This is a genomic window from Thiocapsa marina 5811 (assembly GCF_000223985.1).
Classification (GTDB): Bacteria; Pseudomonadota; Gammaproteobacteria; order Chromatiales; family Chromatiaceae; genus Thiocapsa; species Thiocapsa marina.
The window spans coordinates 264,191-277,996 of sequence record NZ_AFWV01000009.1 but is presented as its reverse complement, the minus strand read 5'-3'; the positions used below and the strand labels follow the sequence as shown (position 1 = coordinate 277,996).

The following is a 13,806-nucleotide window of genomic DNA, read 5'->3' as shown; positions in this document are numbered from 1 at the left end:
TGGCCTAGATGAAAGTCAAAGATGTGATGAGTCGATCGGTCCGCTCGGTGAATCCCGATACGCGGATCGTCGAGGTGGCGTCCTTGATGTGTCTCTACCGCTTTCACGGTCTGCCCGTGGTCGACGGCGATGAAAAGTTGGTCGGTATCATCGCCGAGCGGGATCTGCTCCATAGCCTGTTTCCGAAGCTCGACAAGCTTATCGCCGAGGGGATGCATTCGGTCGACCTCGACAAGGAGATGGCGCGTTACTCGGAGATCCTGGAGCTGAAGACCGAGGAGCTGATGACACCCAATCCGGTGACGGTCGATCCCGAGATGCATGTGCTGCGCGCGGCGACCGTCATGGTGCGCCACAACTTCCGGCGCATCCCCGTTGCGGACCAGGGGCGGCTGGTCGGTATGCTCAGTATCGGCGACGTGCACAAGGCGATCTTCCAGGCCAATGTGACGAGTGGATTGAAGGGCCTCTGAGGCCGCTTCGATCGAGCATCGCCTTGCCGGGCCGTCGCCATGCGGCCCGTTTTTTCTATGCTCATGCCGGGCTCTTGCCGGTTTGTCGGCCGCGCGGCGCGCGGACCTTCCAGGTCGCGCCGGGGTCGAGCATCCTTGGGTCGGCCCGGTCCCGGTCTCTTCGTTTGGAGGTCAAGATGTCTCGACCCGTATTTGCGATCGGCCTCTCCATCGCCCTCGCGGGCATCGTCCCGACGGCGTCCGATGCCCGAGAACCGGCTGAAAACCCCGCCCAAACCCCGGCCGAGATCGCCCGGCTCGAATACGAGCAGGTGATGGCGCTGACACCCGATCCGGAGAACGGACGCCGGGTCTATCTGACCTGTGCGGTCTGCCACCGTCCGGAAGGTTGGGGTGCGCCCGACGGGTCCTATCCGCAGATTGCCGGGCAGTTGCGTCCGGTTATCATCAAGCAGCTTGCGGATATCCGGGCGCGCAATCGCGACAATCCGCTCATGTATCCCTTCTCGGTCCCGCGCATCCTCGGCGGTCCTCAGAGTGTCGCCGACGTGGCGGCCTATGTGGCGCAGCTTCCCATGACACCGGACAACGGGGTCGGTCCCGGGGTGGATTTGGCGTTGGGACAGGAGGTCTACGCGGAGCACTGCGCCAAGTGTCACGGCGAGAACGGGGAGGGCAACGAGGCGGAGCACATCCCTGCGATCGCGGGTCAGCACTATCTCTATCTGATGCGCCAGTTCGATGCGATCCGCACGGGTCGACGCAAGAACTCCGACCCCAAGATGGTCAAGCAGATCGACGGCTTTACACCGCGTCATCAGGCGGCCGTGCTCGATTACACCGCGCGGCTGCGTCCGCCCGCGAGCAAGCTCGCCGAGAGGGGTTGGACAAATCCGGATTTTCCGGCCTACGTGCGCGATCCGATGGGCGTGCCGCCCATGCCGCCGATGCCCGCGGGGTTGATGGACGCCCCGCCGCCGCCCGAGCCGCCGGCGTATCCCTCCGTCCCGCCCGCCCCGCGGTAGGGGCGAATGCATTCGCCCATGCGGCGACCGAGGCAGTGCCCGTCGCTGCGGCCGTCGTTGTCCGTGGCGCAGAGCGCCAGCGGCATGCGTGACACCGTAGAGCGGGTGTCACGAGCGATGTGAGCGCGGGCGTCCCCGTGGCGCGATTGACGGGTGTATGGGCGAATGAATTCGCCCCTTATAGCTCGACGCGATTGCGGCCGTTTTGCTTGGCGCGGTAGAGGGCGCCGTCGGCTCGGCGGATGAGCTCGTCGAGCGGCTCGAATTGGCGGCGCATGGCTGCGCCGACGCTGACGGTGACCGCAATCTGCTGGTCGGAGTCGATCTTGAAGGCGCGCCTCTCGATCGCCGAGCGAATCCGCTCGGCATAGTCGCGCGCGCCGAAGGCCGAGGCACCGACGAGGAAGAGGATGAACTCCTCGCCGCCGAAGCGCACCGGGATGTCGGTTTCGCGGACACTGTCGCGCAAGACCTGAGCGACCTGTTTGAGCACCTCGTCGCCCGCGGCGTGTCCGTGGGTGTCGTTGATCCGCTTGAAGTGATCCACGTCGACCATGAGGGCGGCGATCGGGGCGGAGTCGTTGCGGTCGTGGATACCGCAGTGGCGCTCCATCACGTCGAGCATATAGAGGCGCGTGAAGAGACCGGTGAGTGAATCGCGGATCGAGCGTTGATAGGCCTTTTGTCGTTCCCCCTCGATGGAGCGATAGATGACCTCGCGTTCGAGCGCGACCTGCAGCGGCATCATGATCTGCTCGACGACATCGGTCTCTTCGGGCCCGATCCGTGCCTCCGAGCCCAGGTGGATCAGGGCCGCGGCCTGCATGATCTCGCCTTGCGGGGAGAACAGCGGCAAGGTGACCACCAAGCCCGAGCGCTCTCCCGGTTGGGCGCAGAAGGTGTCGTCGTAGAGGGTATGGTCGGCCATTGCGGGGTCGTCGCGATGGTGCGCCAGCCACTGCGCGCGGGTCTTGCCGAGGATCCCCGAGACCGCCTCGGGCGGCTCCACGGTGAATCCCGAGTACCGGGTTTCGTGCGCGAGGGTCAGGATCGCGCCGTCGTCGAGCCTGGCGTAGTAATCGATGCGCTCGACCGGCAGGTTGCGCGCGACCACCTCGAACAGACGCTCGGCGATGTCGCGAAAGTCGCGATACAGCAGCATGGTCTGGGTGATCTCGCGCAGGGTCTCGTTCAGGCGCGAGAGCCGGCGGATGTCGGTGTTCTCGCGTGCGAAGAGGTAGATGCCGCAGTCCAGGTGCCGCAGCTTGTCGATCATGAAGGGCACCAGCCGCTCCGGGATGATGGAGCCGTGCTGGGGGGCGATGACCTTCACCGGGTGCCGCTCGACCTGGCTGAGCGCGAAGTCGAGGATGTCGCGGCTGGGCATGTAGTGCTCGTGGAAGGGCCGGAGTGCCTCGAAGTGCGACTCGTCCTTCGCGACCAGCGTCGGCCGTTCGGTGAAGCCGCCGAAGAGGTCGCTCGAGAAGACCACGCCCGTGCTCGGGTCGAAGGTGGCGATGGCGCCCGGAAAGTGTGCGTAGGGCGTGAAGATGAACTCGAGCTCGCGGTCTTGCAGCGGGAGGCGCCAGTCGTGCTCCTCCACCAACCAAAAGGGCATCTTCAACCCGTAGTGCTTGAGCAGCGCGCGGGTGCGCCAGTGGGTGACCAGGACCGCGTCCGGGCGATCGGTCAGCTCGTCGATCAAGGGCATGGCCGCGGCGATGTCCGGGTCTTGGTGGTGGCAGACGAAATAGCGGATGTGGGTGAAGGGGATGACCTCCTCGATCTTGCGCAAGGTCCCGGCGAAGGTGAGCCGTGAGCCCGGGTCGAAGAGCACCGACTGATCGCCCTGCTCAAGCAGATAGACGTGACACTGGAAGACATCGTCGGGCAAGACATGGCCGACCCACCAGATCCGGGGGGCGATCTCGAGCGCGCGATGGGTGTCGGCATGCTCGAGGTGGGTGAGATTGGTGTCCATCGGTGTGGCGGCGCTCCGCGGCATGAGTGGCGTCGACTTCGGGCTCCGGATCAGCGCGATGTCTTCAAGGCGAGGTCCGTCGAGTCCGTCGGGGTCTGCGCCGCTGCCGGGGCTGCCAGGACCCGATACACCAGGGGCACCAGCACGAGCGAGACCAGTGTCGAGAAGGATAGCCCCGAGACGATGGTCACGGCGAGCGGTTGCAGCATCTCCGAGCCTTCGCCGAGTGCAAGCGCGAGCGGCAGCATGCCCACGACGGTGGTGAGCGTGGTCATGAGGATGGGCCGCAGACGCAGGCGTGCCGCCTCCAGGATGGCGGTGCCTGTATCCAGACCCGCGCGCCGCTCGAGCTCGATGAACTCCACCAGCACGATCGCGTTGTTGACCACGATGCCGGCGAGCATGATGAGTCCGAGCCAGACCGGCATGGAGACGGGCAGCCCCGTCCACTGGAGGCCGAGCACCACGCCGATCAAGGCGAAGGGGACCGAGATCAGGATGATCACGGGATTGCGCACCGACTCGTATTGGACCGCCATCGCGACCAAGACCAGAAACAGCGCGAGCCCGAGCAGGATCCGGCTCATGTCCTGGCCCTGCTTGAGGGTCTCCAGACCGCCCGCCTCGTAGAGCCGATAGCCCTGCGGCAGCGGGACCTGTGCCGCCGCGGCGAGCGCCGACTCGATCGCCTGTTGCACGGTCAGATCCTCGCCGATCGACGCGGTGACCTCGACGATACGTTGTTGGCGGTCGCGCAGGATGGTCGCGGGCTGGGCCAGGATCTCGACGGTCGCGACATCGCCGAGTCGCAAGGGGCGTCGCGGCTCGGTCTTGCTGAACAGCACGATGGAGTCCAGATCGCCCGGCGCGGCGATGTCCATCCGGTCGAGCCGCAGCAGCAGATCGACCGCGCGGTCGCCGTCGATCAGCTCGGTGACGATCCGCCCCTCCAGGGCGAACCGCAGCACGGCACCGACGTCCTCGATGGCGAGACCGAAGCTCGCGGCGCGTTGCGGGTCGAGCCGGATGGAGATCTCGCGGGTGACGTCCTGACTGCTGTGCTGGATATTGCTCAGTCCCTCGACGGTGGCGAGACGCTCCACGACCTGATCGGCGAGATCCGCGAGGGTGTCGAGGTTCTCGCCCGCGATGCGCAGACTGACGTCGTCGTCGCCCTGACTGAAGCGGATCCCGCGGATCCCGCGCGTGACGAGCGAGGCCCGTAAGCCGGGGATCTCGAGCGCCCGGATCAGCCCGTCGACGCGTGCGATCCACTCCTTGCTGCCTACGTCGCGTTGCGCGGCCGGCTTGAGCAGGACCTGCAGGCTGGCACGGTTGGCGCTCTCGAAGGACGAGCGCCCGAACACGAAACCGCCCACCGTCGTGAAGATCGCCTCGACCTCCGGCTGCTCGGCGACGAGCGCCTCGATTCGGCGCGTGAGCCGATCCATCTCTTCGAGGTCGATACCGGCGTCCGCGGTCAGGCTGATGCGCACGTCGCCCTCGTCGAGCGCGGGCAAAAACTCCTGCTTGGCGTCGATCAACCAAGGCACCGTCCACGCCAGGCCGGCGACGAAGGCCAGGATGACGAGCCAGCGGATCTGCAGCAGCCCGTCGAGCACTCGGGCATAGCCGTTCTGCAGGGCCTCCATGACCCGATTGACCTGTCTGCGCAACATCCCCTCTCGGCCCGCCGGCACACCGCCCGCGAGCGCCGGCACCAGGGTCAAGGCGACCATCATGGAGGCGAGGATGGCCGCCGAGATGGTGAAGATCAGCTCCTGAAAGAGCAGGCCGACGAGCCCCCCGATAAAGAGGAACGGCAGGACCGCGGCCAGGTTCGTCGAGGTCGAGGCGATGATGGCGCCCGTGACCTCGCGGCTGGCGGCATCCGCCGCGACGACCGTGGTTTGGCCCATGCGCTGATGGCGATAGATGTTCTCGAGCATCACGATGGTGCTGTCGACCAGCATGCCGATGCCGAGCGCGAGACCGCCGAGCGTCATGATATTGAAGGTCAGGCCGTTGGCGGCCATCAGGATGAAGGTGACCAGGACGGCGATCGGGATGGCAGCGCCGATGATCAGGGTCCGCCGCAGGCTCCCGAGGAAGATATAGACGACGGCCATCGCGAGCAGGGCGCCGCTGAGCGCGGCGGTGACGGCGTTGTCGAGCGAGTGACGGATATAGCGGGCCTGGTCGTCGACGCGCTGGATCTGGATGTCCTCGGGGAGCTGGCCCTGCTCGGCGAGCCGGGCAAGCTCGCGATCGACGGTCTCGACCACCGCGACCGTGTTGGTGAGCGGCTGCTTCTGGACCGAGAGCTTGATCCCGGGCTGGTCGTCCAGGCGGATGCGCAGGCGCTCCTCGCTCGCCCCGTCGATGACCTGCGCGATCTCCCCGATGCGCATCTGGGCCATCGGGTTGTCGCCGGCCTCGGGGTTGAGCGGCAGGTCGATGATCTCCTGCACGTCCCTGAACCGCCCTTCGGTGCGGCCCCCGATCTCGCCGTCGGGCATGCGCAGCCGCCCGGCCGCGACATCCTGATTGGCGGTGCGCAGGCGGGTCTCCAGATCAAGGATGTCGATCCCCAGGCCGGCCAAGCGGAACTGGTTGGCGACCACCTGCACCTCGCGCTCCAACCCGCCGCCGACCTCCACCGAGGCCACGCCCGGGAGTGTCACCAGCGAGCGACCCAGCGTGTAGTCCGCCCAGGTGCGCAGCTCCACCGGGTCGCGCAACGCGGAGCTGACGACATACTCGGCGACCGGGAGCTGGAAGGGGTCGCGCTTGTAGATGATGGGCGGGTCGTCCGTCTCCGGCAGGAATCGCTTGGCCCGATCCAGTCGGGAGCTGGCGTCGCGCAAGGCCTCGTCGATGTCCTCGCCGTAGCGGAACGACAGATCGATGGCGCTGCGGCCCTCGGTGGTGCGCGACTGGATGGCGATGACGCCCTCGGTGATCGCGAGCTGCTCCTCGAGGTCGCGGGTGAACTCGTTCTCCATGACCTCCGCGGGAACGCCGGGGTCGAGGATGCGGACCTGGATGTCCGGATAGATGATGCTCGGCAGCAGGTCGATGTTGAGCCGGGTGAGCGAGACCCCCCCGAGGACCATCACCGCGAGCGTGAGCGCGACAACGCCGACGGGGTGGCGGACCGACCAGGTGGAAATGTTGGTCAACATGAGGTGATTCCCGGAAAGCGCTCTAACCGCCGACGCTCGGTGGTGGTGGTGCTACAGCCCCATTGTCGTTGTCGTCATCGAGTGAGGCACCGACAACACTGGGCGGAGCTCATCACATGGGCCGCTGCGATGAAGTTGTGCTGTAGGGTGGACGAGCGCCGTAGGGTGGACAAGCGCAGCGCAGTCCACCAGACCCCGGCACAGCGCTCGGTGGACTTCGCTCGCGCTCGTCCACCCTACGGCCGGTCGAACCGTTCCCGCAAAACCGTGATGGCGGTTTAAATACAACCGGTCAAGTTGTTCCCCTTGTTTCTGACTCATCGACGGTCGACAACGACGACGACCATTCGGTTCGGTAACCGACTTTTTCCGACATGTGACTCAGTCGCCCGCGAGCTCCGTGATCGCCTCTTCCACGACCTTGGGCTCGGTCAGCGGATAGGGCGAGATCCGCAGGCGTTGCAGTCGCGCCTGGTAGGCGGTGCAGAAGTCGTTGTGGAATGTGAGGAAGAGGGGGTGTGCGGTGAGGTCGCGAATCTCGTCGATGAAGTCGAGATAGTGACGGGCCTGACCCATGTGGTACGGCGAGGGCTCTTCGTCCAGGCGAAAGCGCTCGATGCGCTCGTCCCAGATCGGGAAGAGGCCGGGTGCGGCGAGATGCAGAACCAGCGAGGCCCCGACGACCGAGCTGAGGCTGGCGGCGACGGCGTCGATGCCGCGCTCCCGCAGAGCGGCGAGCTCGGCATCCGAGGCGCTCTGCGGTCCGCTCCGGGAGGAGGCGCGCGCGGCCTCGAAGGCGGAGACCGCGGGGGCCAGATGGCTCTGATCGATGCGCACGCGCTCGGGCATCCAGGCATAGGCGAGACAGGCCGCACGCAGAAAGGCCTCGGTCGGGCTCGCCGCCGGCGCTGCGGCGGCCGCGATCATGACCGGGTAGGTCCGCAGGCGCGTCGCCTCGCGCGGGTTGTCGCGATAGCAGCCGCTGCGCACCAGCTCGACGGCGGTGTAGAGGTGTTCGAGATTCATTCCGGGACCACCTTGACTGTTTTACCCTCGCTCAGCCCGAGGAATCCGCGCGTGATGATCCGATCGCCCGGCGCGAGACCCTCCAGGATCTCGATGCGATCGGCGATCTGCAGACCGCTCCTGACCTGCCGTCGGGCGGCCGTGCCGTCGTCCGTGATCAGCCAGACGAGCTCGCCGTCACGATCTCGGCGCAGGGCACGAAAGGGGATCAGCAGGCGCTCCACCGCGGCGGTCTCGAGCGTGACCCGCACGAATTGTCCGGCCTTCACCCCCGGCGGCGGATCCTCGAGCGTCAGCTCGACGATCCCCTGTCGGCTGGTCTGCTCCAGGCTCGGATGGATCCGCAGGATCCGGGCCGGGAATTCCGTCCCGCCGAGCGCGTCGATGCGCAGCTGCGCCGGGTCGCCGACCTTGATCCGCGGCAGGATGAGCTCGGAGACATAGACCTCGGCAACCAATGACGTCGGATCGGCGACGCTGAGAAGGTGGGTATTCTTCGAGACGAAATCACCGGGCTCGACCAAGCGCTCGGTCACGACACCGTCGAACGGGGCCGGGATCCGGGTGAAGGCCAGCCGGGTCTCCAGGAGTCGGACATCGCCGCGCGCCACGGCAACGGCGGTGCGGGCCTGCGAGAGCTCGGCGTCCGAGGCGGCGCGCTTGCTCACGAGATCTTCGAGTCGCCGCACGTCGAGCTCGGCCTGCGCCAGCGTGGCGCGTGCCTTGTCGAGCTCGGCCTGCAGGAGGTCGTCATCGAGCGCGACCAGAACCTCGCCCTCCCGAACCGTATCGCCCTCGAAGACGTCCAGTGCGGTGATCCGGCCCTCTTCCTGACTGAAGAGCCGCACCTGGCGGCGATACCGCAGCGAGCCCGGGCGCTCGTGGCTGCTGGTCGTGGCGGCGCGCTCCACGGCGACCGAGGCCACCAGGTGGTCGAGCGCGCCGCGGTTGCGGCCCGTGCTCGCCGGCGGGTCGCCTCCGGGCGAGCAGGCGAGCAGGGTCGCGGCCAGGAGCGCGGCCGGCATCGCGGTCGAGAGCCCTTTTGGCACGCACGCGATCCGCAGGCGCGACCGGCGGGGGCGCGCGGGCCCCGAACGGCCGGCTGCGCCGTCGGCTCGCGGCGGCGTGGAGACGGCGTCGCCGCGCATCACCGGCCGGTCAGATCCGTGATGGCCACCGTCGGCGAGGTCTCGGGCTCTTGCGAGTAGTCGTAGTGTTTGATCTTGCGGCGGATGTTGCGTTGAATGATCACGCCCAGGACGTGCCAGTCCAGTCCGTCGAGATCGATGTCCGGATAGATGCGGTTGACGGCGACGAGCCGCTCGGTGCCGTCCTCGCTCCGCACATATTTGCGAAACCAGCGCACGCCTTCCACCTCGGCGAACACGAAGCTGTTGTTTTGACGATTGTCCGTCGGCTCGACGATCACGACACAGCGATCGGGGAACTCGGGCTCCATCTGGTCGCCGAGCACCTGCAAGGCGTAGGGCTCGTGCATGCTGCAACCCGTGCTGTCCATCGTGGGATCTGCCATGATGCGTCCTCATTTATACAGGTTTGGTCGGTCGGCTCGCCGCGGCGAGCCGTTCGAATAACGACCGGGCGACACCTTTTGAATGTCGTCTTGAATATCGTCCAGTATGAATCGCGTCCGAGGCGACCCGTGTCGTTGTCATGTTGTACTCGGCCATGGGGATTTCACCGTCCTTCTCGGAGCGGCAGCTTAGGCGATTTCCGGAAAACATTTGAACCGCGCCAGCTCCGACAGTCGTCGAGTCTGCCGGGGCCGATCCCATCCAAAACCATCACATGCCGCGCCGGGCGCGGTTCAAAAGAGTTGTATGAATAGAATCGCCGCAACCGAGCGCATCCACGCCGATCGCCGAGATTGGCACAATCTGCGCGGAATGCTGCCCTATCTGTGGGAGTTCCGCGGGCGTGCCATGCTCGCGCTGCTCTGTCTGATCGCGGCGAAGGTGGCCAATGTCGGCGTCCCCTTGGTGCTGCGCGACATCGTGGATGCCTTCGAGGCCACGCCGCATCAGGTGCTGGTGCTGCCGATCTCGCTGCTGGTCGCCTACGGGGCGCTCAAGCTCAGCGCCTCGCTCTTCAACGAGCTGCGCGACGTGGTCTTCGCCCGGGTGCGCTACCGCGCCATGCGCCGGCTCTCGACCAAGGTGCTCGATCACCTGCATCGGCTCTCGCTGCGCTACCACCTGGGGCGGCAAAGCGGCGCCATCAGCCGCGACCTCGAGCGCGGTACCCGTTCGGTCTCGACCATTCTGAACTATGTCGCCTTCAGCGTCCTGCCGGTGTTGGTGGAGTTCACCCTGGTCGCGGTGATCCTCTTCAAGCAGTACAGCCCGGCCTTTGCGCTGGTCGTCTTCGGGACCGTCGCGGTCTATTTCACCTTCACCTTCGCCATCACCGAATGGCGCATGGACTATCGGCACCGGATGAACCGTTTGGACTCGGAGGCCAATAATCAGGCCTTCGACAGCCTCATCAACTACGAAACGGTCAAATATTTCGGCAACGAGCACATGGAGCTCGCGCGCTACGACGGCACCCTGGCCGAGTGGGAGGAGATGGCGGTCAAGAGCCAGACCTCCATGTCGCTGCTGAACTTCGGGCAGGGCGCGATCATCGCGATCGGCGTCACCCTGATCATGGCCTTCGCGGCCAACGGCGTCGTGAAGGGCGAAATGAGCGTCGGCGATCTGGTCCTGGTCAACGCGTTGATGCTCCAGTTGTTCATCCCGCTGGGCTTTCTCGGGATCGTCTACCGGCAGATCAAGTATGCGCTCGCGGACATGGATCTGGTCTTCAAGCTGCTCGAGCGCCGCCCCGAGATCCAGGACGCCCCGGACACCAAGGCATTGCGCCTGCGCGACGGCGAGATCCGCTTCGAGCACGTCGACTTTCACTACCAGCACGAACGGGCGATCCTGCAGGATGTCGATTTTCGGATCGCGCCCGGCCAGACCCTCGCCGTCGTCGGTCACAGCGGCGCCGGCAAGTCCACCCTGGCACGCCTGCTGTTTCGCTTCTACGACGTGACCGCCGGGCGGATCCTGATCGACGGGCAGGATCTGCGCGAGGTCACCCAGGAGAGTCTGCGTGCGGCGATCGGCATCGTCCCGCAAGACACCGTCCTGTTCAACGACACCATCTACTACAACCTGGCCTACGGACGGCCCGAAGCGACCCGCGCCGAGGTCGAGCGCTGCGCCGAGATGGCCCACATCCGCACCTTTATCGAGAGCCTGCCCGACGGCTGGGACACCATGGTCGGGGAGCGCGGTCTGAAGCTCTCTGGCGGGGAGAAACAGCGGGTGGCGATCGCGCGGGCGATCTTGAAGCAGCCGCGGATCCTGGTCTTCGACGAGGCGACCTCCTCGCTCGACAGCCACACCGAGCAGGCGATCCAGCAAACACTCGCCGAGGTCGCGGAAAACCATACCACCCTGGTGATCGCGCATCGTCTGTCCACGGTGGTGGATGCCGACCTGATCCTGGTGTTGGAGCAGGGGCGCATCCGCGAGCAGGGGACGCATCGCGCGCTCCTGGAGGCCGGCGGGCACTATGCGGCCATGTGGGATCTGCAGCAGCGCGAAGGGCCGGATGCCCCGGTGCCGGTCGCGGCGACGGACACGCGTGACGCGAAGCCCGAGGATCCGGAGGCGTCGGCGTGAGCACGAGCCTGATCCAAAAGCGACCTGTCGCCGAGCGTGCCGAGGAGGTCGAGGCCTCGCGGGTTCGCGAGGTCCTGCGCGCGGCCGGTCTTGCCGCGCCCTCGATCGTGGTCGGGGCGACGCTCGCCGCTGCGCTCGCTCTGCTGACCTTGCAGGGTGCGCGTCCGCATCTGGACTGGGCGGCGCCGCTCGCGATGGCGTCGCTCCTCGCGGCCTTACTCGCCGCCATGCACCTCTGGAGCCGGTTGCGCAGACAACTGCTGGTGCCTCTCGTGCGGCTGGAGCATTCGCTCTCGCGGGTCTGTCAGGGCGAGCCGGGCGCGAGCGATGCCTTGGAGGACGCCGGTGTGCTGGCGCAGGTGGCGCGCGATATCCGCAGCCTCAACGAGGAGCTGACCGATCTGTACGAGGAGATGGACAACCGGGTCGCACGCCAGACCATGCGGCTGGCGCAGAAGACCGCCTCGCTGAAGATCCTCTACGACGTGGCCGCCGGGATCCATCAAGCGGAGAGTGTCGACGAGCTGCTGCTGCGCTTCCTGCGGGTCTTGAAGGAGATGATCAACGGCCGCGCCGCCACCGTGCGTCTGGTCATGCCCGACGGCTCGCGGCGTCTGGTCGGCGCGATCGGTCTGGACGACGATCTGGTGCGCGAGCAGGATATCGGCCCGGTGGATCTGTGTCTGTGCGGGAGTGTCCTCACGCCGGGCGAGATCGTCTGCGGGAACGACGCGCGCTATTGCTCCAGGATCTACGGGCGGCGGATGTTCGCCAGCAGCGAGATGGAGGTCGTCACCGTGCCGTTGGAGCATCGCGACGAGCTGCTCGGCGTCTACACCGTCTTCGTCGACCGGCCGGGCTTACGGGCCCGCGAGGACATTCTGGACCTGCTCTCGACGGTCGGGCATCACCTCGGGGTCGCCATTGCCAAGCTGCGCTCGGACGCCGACGCGCGGCGTCTGTCGATCGTGGAGGAGCGTAACTCCTTGGCCCACGAGCTGCACGACTCGCTCGCCCAGACCCTGGCGAGCCTGCGCTTTCAGTGCCGCATGCTGACCGACTCGCTGCGCGGGAGCGCGATCTCGCTCGAGGCGCGCAACGATCTGAGCCGTATCCGCAACGGGCTCGACGAGGCCCACACCGAGCTGCGCGAGCTGCTCGCGAGCTTCCGTGCCCCCTTGGATCGACGGGGTCTGGTGCCGGCGCTCGAGAAGCTCACGCACCGCTTCGGACAGGAGACAGGCGCACACGTGCTCTTTCAGAACGATTGTCGTCCGTTCGAGCTCTCGGCAAGCGAGGAGCTTCAGATCTTGCGGATTGTCCAGGAAACGTTGGCCAATATACGTAAACATTCAAAGGCGCATACGGTACGCGTCCTGCTCACCCGCGATCCGAGCGGCCAGCACGTGCTGCTGATCGAAGACGACGGCGTGGGCTTTACCACCCCGACGGCGGGATCCAATCCGGGCGAGCACATCGGCCTGACCATTATGGAGGAGCGTGCACGGCGCATCGGTGCGGAGCTGCGCATCGAGAGCGAGGCGGGCGAGGGCACGCGTGTGGAGGTGATCTTCGACGGCAACCGGCGCACCCCGCGCCAAGGGCGGGAGGCCGCCTGATGCGCGTCTTGCTGATCGACGATCATGCACTCTTCCGTTTCGGGCTTCAGGAGTTGTTGGAGCGCCGGGGTATCCAGGTGGTTGCGGCGCTGGGCGATACCGCGATGGGTTTGAAGCGGGTTGCCGAGACCTTGCCCGACGTGGTCTTGCTGGACATGCGCATGCCGCAGCTCGACGGTTTGGAGATGCTGCGTCGGTTGCGTGCGGCCCATCCGGCGATGCCGATCGCGATGCTCACCACGAGCGCCGAGGAGCGCGACGTGATCGAGTCGCTGCAGGGCGGCGCGCAGGGTTATCTGCTCAAGGATATGGAGCCGGACGCGCTGATCGCGGCCCTGGGCGAGATCGTCCAAGGCCGCACGGTGGTGGCGCCCGAGCTGGCCGTCGTCTTGGCCAAGGCCGTCCAGGGCGAGGCCGCGGGCACGGCCGCCGAGGGTCGGATCGCCGACCTGACGCCGCGCGAGCACGAGATCCTCTGCCATCTTGCCGAGGGCCAGAGCAACAAGGCGATCGCGCGACGTCTGAATATCTCGGACGGAACGGTGAAGCTTCACGTCAAGGCGATCCTGCGCAAGCTCGACGTGCACTCGCGCGTGGAGGCGGCGGTGATCGCGGTCGAGCGCGGTCTGTGCGAGCGCAGGTCGAGCCGCGATCTCGGATGAGTCCGCGTCTGCCTCGATCCGAATGAACGCAGACCACTCCGGGCGCGGTTAAGCCGCGCCCGGCGCAGCATGCGACAGTGTTGGATGGCCCCGGCCGACTCGACGACGGTTGGAGCAGGCGCGGTTTAAAAAACTCAAAG

Annotated in this window: 10 protein-coding genes; 5 read left to right on the top strand and 5 right to left on the bottom strand. The window is 66.5% G+C overall.

The annotated features are described in order from the left end of the window. Positions 1–8: 8 nt before the first annotated feature. Together THIMADRAFT_RS14810 and THIMADRAFT_RS14805 are read left to right on the top strand one after the other, a co-directional pair. On the top strand, positions 9–473 hold the full coding sequence (locus THIMADRAFT_RS14810) for a CBS domain-containing protein (RefSeq protein WP_007193872.1): 465 nt from the start codon (positions 9–11) through the stop codon (positions 471–473). Positions 474–649: 176 nt separating this feature from the next. Further along, entirely contained in the window at positions 650–1,498 is an 849-nt protein-coding gene (locus THIMADRAFT_RS14805) for a c-type cytochrome (RefSeq protein ID WP_007193871.1), read from the top strand. 178 nt (positions 1,499–1,676) lie between these two features. Here THIMADRAFT_RS14805 and THIMADRAFT_RS14800 read toward each other — a convergent pair whose 3' ends face one another. The 5 genes from THIMADRAFT_RS14800 to THIMADRAFT_RS14780 form a co-directional block, all read right to left on the bottom strand. Beyond that, positions 1,677–3,479, bottom strand: a complete 1,803-nt coding sequence (locus THIMADRAFT_RS14800; protein WP_007193870.1) for an oxygen-binding di-iron domain-containing protein — start codon at positions 3,477–3,479, stop codon at positions 1,677–1,679. Positions 3,480–3,529: 50 nt separating this feature from the next. Then, complete coding sequence (locus tag THIMADRAFT_RS14795) at positions 3,530–6,664, bottom strand: efflux RND transporter permease subunit (protein ID WP_007193869.1); 3,135 nt, start codon at positions 6,662–6,664, stop codon at positions 3,530–3,532. Positions 6,665–7,045: 381 nt separating this feature from the next. After that, the gene (locus THIMADRAFT_RS14790) at positions 7,046–7,690 is read right to left on the bottom strand and encodes a hypothetical protein (protein ID WP_007193868.1); all 645 of its coding nucleotides are present in this window, start codon (positions 7,688–7,690) and stop codon (positions 7,046–7,048) included. After that, positions 7,687–8,739 (bottom strand): efflux RND transporter periplasmic adaptor subunit, encoded by a 1,053-nt coding sequence (locus tag THIMADRAFT_RS14785; protein ID WP_233490261.1) that lies wholly within the window; start codon positions 8,737–8,739, stop codon positions 7,687–7,689. The genes THIMADRAFT_RS14790 and THIMADRAFT_RS14785 overlap by 4 nt, the downstream gene beginning before the upstream one ends. Positions 8,740–8,837: 98 nt before the next feature. Beyond that, positions 8,838–9,224, bottom strand: coding sequence for a S24 family peptidase (locus THIMADRAFT_RS14780; RefSeq protein ID WP_007193866.1), 387 nt, complete (start codon positions 9,222–9,224; stop codon positions 8,838–8,840). A 307-nt stretch (positions 9,225–9,531) separates the two neighbouring features. On the opposite strand from THIMADRAFT_RS14780, the gene THIMADRAFT_RS14775 reads away from it, so the two are divergent. From THIMADRAFT_RS14775 to THIMADRAFT_RS14765, 3 genes are read left to right on the top strand one after another with little or no spacing between them, the layout of a single operon-like run. Further along, the gene (locus THIMADRAFT_RS14775) at positions 9,532–11,385 is read left to right on the top strand and encodes an ABCB family ABC transporter ATP-binding protein/permease (protein WP_007193865.1); all 1,854 of its coding nucleotides are present in this window, start codon (positions 9,532–9,534) and stop codon (positions 11,383–11,385) included. Further along, positions 11,382–13,004, top strand: coding sequence for a histidine kinase (locus THIMADRAFT_RS14770; RefSeq protein ID WP_007193864.1), 1,623 nt, complete (start codon positions 11,382–11,384; stop codon positions 13,002–13,004). Before THIMADRAFT_RS14775 ends, THIMADRAFT_RS14770 begins: the two co-directional genes overlap by 4 nt. Next, the gene (locus tag THIMADRAFT_RS14765; protein WP_007193863.1) at positions 13,004–13,666 is read left to right on the top strand and encodes a response regulator; all 663 of its coding nucleotides are present in this window, start codon (positions 13,004–13,006) and stop codon (positions 13,664–13,666) included. The genes THIMADRAFT_RS14770 and THIMADRAFT_RS14765 overlap by 1 nt, the downstream gene beginning before the upstream one ends. The last annotated feature ends 140 nt before the right edge of the window (positions 13,667–13,806 follow it).

Coding starts and splice junctions, on each gene's coding strand:
- THIMADRAFT_RS14765 (WP_007193863.1), top strand. CDS start 13,004: ATGCGCGTCTTGCTGATCGACGATCATGCACTCTTCCGTTTCGGGCTT.
- THIMADRAFT_RS14775 (WP_007193865.1), top strand. CDS start 9,532: ATGAATAGAATCGCCGCAACCGAGCGCATCCACGCCGATCGCCGAGAT.
- THIMADRAFT_RS14800 (WP_007193870.1), bottom strand. CDS start 3,479: ATGGACACCAATCTCACCCACCTCGAGCATGCCGACACCCATCGCGCG.
- THIMADRAFT_RS14795 (WP_007193869.1), bottom strand. CDS start 6,664: ATGTTGACCAACATTTCCACCTGGTCGGTCCGCCACCCCGTCGGCGTT.
- THIMADRAFT_RS14810 (WP_007193872.1), top strand. CDS start 9: ATGAAAGTCAAAGATGTGATGAGTCGATCGGTCCGCTCGGTGAATCCC.
- THIMADRAFT_RS14790 (WP_007193868.1), bottom strand. CDS start 7,690: ATGAATCTCGAACACCTCTACACCGCCGTCGAGCTGGTGCGCAGCGGC.
- THIMADRAFT_RS14780 (WP_007193866.1), bottom strand. CDS start 9,224: ATGGCAGATCCCACGATGGACAGCACGGGTTGCAGCATGCACGAGCCC.
- THIMADRAFT_RS14805 (WP_007193871.1), top strand. CDS start 650: ATGTCTCGACCCGTATTTGCGATCGGCCTCTCCATCGCCCTCGCGGGC.